We start from the raw sequence: 264 nt of genomic DNA, 5'->3' as shown, positions 1-264 counted from the left end.
GTTTACGGCAGGCGGCGATACCAACCCGCCAAAGATTCAGCGCTTGTTTTGGGCGACGATGGAAGGGGTCATTGATGCAATATTATTAGCAGCTGGTGGTTTGGGTGCGCTACAAGCCGCCGCTATCGTGGCAGGTTTGCCGTTTGCTCTGGTAGTCTTTGTGATGATGTATGCGCTGTTGCGTGGTTTAAGTCGCGATCGCTTGATTTTATATCGTGCGCAGCAATATTTCATCACCGAAGAGTCTGCTGATCATAACTCGGC

The 264-nt window shown here is 50.8% G+C and carries 1 protein-coding gene; it reads left to right on the top strand.

What is annotated here, in order from left to right:
• On the top strand, positions 1–264 hold a 264-nt coding region (locus AAEZ03_RS27730; RefSeq protein ID WP_350583094.1), incomplete at both ends, for a BCCT family transporter.

It is taken from the genome of Pseudomonas sp. HY2-MNA-CIBAN-0224, assembly GCF_040310285.1.
Taxonomy (GTDB): Bacteria; Pseudomonadota; Gammaproteobacteria; order Pseudomonadales; family Pseudomonadaceae; genus Aquipseudomonas; species Aquipseudomonas helleri.
The sequence above is the reverse complement of the archived record's forward strand: the minus strand, read 5'-3'. Positions and strand labels throughout refer to the sequence as shown.